This window comes from Streptococcus sanguinis, from assembly GCF_020729725.1.
Taxonomy (GTDB): domain Bacteria; phylum Bacillota; class Bacilli; order Lactobacillales; family Streptococcaceae; genus Streptococcus; species Streptococcus sanguinis_V.
This window is the reverse complement of sequence record NZ_JAJEPA010000006.1, coordinates 1-1,724: the sequence shown is the minus strand read 5'-3', so window position 1 is coordinate 1,724 and position 1,724 is coordinate 1. Positions and strand designations below refer to the sequence as shown.

Annotated in this window: 4 protein-coding genes; all 4 read right to left on the bottom strand. The window is 38.6% G+C overall.

Going from position 1 to position 1,724, the window contains the following annotated elements; translation table 11 throughout:
- Window positions 1-404 (bottom strand): hypothetical protein (locus K4I03_RS04760; protein ID WP_227963896.1); only part of this gene is annotated, 404 nt, incomplete at its 3' end.
- Window positions 394-597 carry a hypothetical protein gene (locus tag K4I03_RS04755; protein WP_227963895.1) on the bottom strand — a complete coding sequence of 68 codons (204 nt, stop codon included), beginning with the start codon at window positions 595-597 and terminating at the stop codon, window positions 394-396. The genes K4I03_RS04755 and K4I03_RS04760, both read right to left, overlap by 11 nt.
- 15 nt (window positions 598-612) lie before the next feature.
- Window positions 613-1,080, bottom strand: a complete 468-nt coding sequence (locus K4I03_RS04750) for a hypothetical protein (protein ID WP_227963894.1) — start codon at window positions 1,078-1,080, stop codon at window positions 613-615.
- 16 nt (window positions 1,081-1,096) lie between these two features.
- Window positions 1,097-1,724: TroA family protein (locus K4I03_RS04745; protein WP_227963893.1), on the bottom strand; the 628-nt coding region annotated here is incomplete at its 5' end.

Below are 1,724 nucleotides of genomic sequence, written 5' to 3'. Positions count from 1 at the left end.
TGCATCATAAATTCTAGGATTTCTACAAGGCACTCATTTTCTTTTTTAAGACCGTAGCTTTGTTTAACTCCAAGGGAATGCAAGAATCCTAAAAGACGTTCATTTAGCCGCTCTAACTTCCCTAAAAGTTCCTTACATGTTGGTTTCACTGTTTCATCAGGTACAACAAGTGCTTCAAACTCAGACATACGCTGTTTGATAAGTTTTTCAAATGCAGCATAATCTTGAATTAAGGTATGCTTTACAGCCTTACAAACTGGCGTTAGCTGTTTGCCATTACGCTCCAATTCGCATCTCAAGCGATAAAAACTAAGATCGATTTCTCGAATATATATTTCAACTTGACGAGGTAGTTTGACATACCCCGAAAACCTGAAATCAAATTTGAGGTCTTTATAGTTCATCAGATGTTCCCTTTTCTGTATTTGCTTCTGCCCTCAATGCTCTTGCACCTGCTGCTAAGGCAATCGCTCGAATTGTAAGATCGCTCAAACGTTTGCTATTGACAAACATCTGATGGGTTTCTTGATCCACCGCCTCCCAATAATCCTTTGACATATCTTCCAAAAGTTGGGCATGTTCTAATTTCTTATCCATCTATATAGTTCCTTTCTAGTTCTGTCTAACACGCTTGGAAAGAAAGTTTTTAAATTCATCCATTTTTTCTTGATACAACTTAGTCAAGTCAGATCCACAATCTTTACATACCATAGATTCGGTTTGTAAATTCCAAACGCCACCATTTTGGCAATTAGGACACAAATAAGAAACGCTCGCAACACTCTCCAGTTCCTCGTCTGCGCCCTCCCAATAGCGTCGCTTGCTCTCTAGATACTCCAAGTAAGACAATCGACTTTCTGGACTATCTATATTCTTATCTGGATTATAGGTATAACAACCACCGTCCCAAGTCGGTTTATACCCCCAAGCAGAGAAATCCTCATAACTCATGGCTAGCAACGGATTAAACTTATTTTTTTCCACTTCTTCCAGAAGTTGATTAAATCCTGCTTCTTCAACCTTGATTTGGTTATCATATTTTTGCAGACGTGCAATCATTTCTTTTACTGTGATCAGCATTTCTACTGCTCCTTTTCTATCTTTCGGCTTGTTCCCGCTCGTGGCGATTCAAATACTCCACATAACCACAAATTTTGTTGTAGGCTGCAACTGGGATATCGTCGCTCTCCCAACTAGATAGGGCATCTTCGATTTCATCTGCAACCGTTGTATAGTTTTCTGGTGTGAAATTTTTCATATTCATGTTCTGAGAACTAGATAGAACATTTGGATTAATTTTCTCTACCGTATTTTTTAAATCTTCAAAAACTGTTGTCCCTAAAGAATTATCTAGTTTAGAAATAAAAGCTATAAACTCCTGCTTACTGGTAGATTGTGAACGCCACTCTACCACTTTTTCTTGCAGTGCGTCTAGGACTCGATCAGAGTCTTCAAAATCTCTTGACCCCACTACAATACTGTGGTCATATTCACCATCGCAACGAACACTTCCCTGTAGCTCTGATGAATATTCTGATAGTGGTACAGTGACAGAGAAATTCTTATGCACATAGGCGACATAGTTTCTGATGGTTTGATCGTACTTTACATCAATCTGCTCGTTTGATACTTCCACATATTCGCTCACTCGCTCATCAAACCATTCCTCGAACTCATTTTCATCAAAATATTCCAAGGCTTCTTGAATATAGGCCTTTACTTTT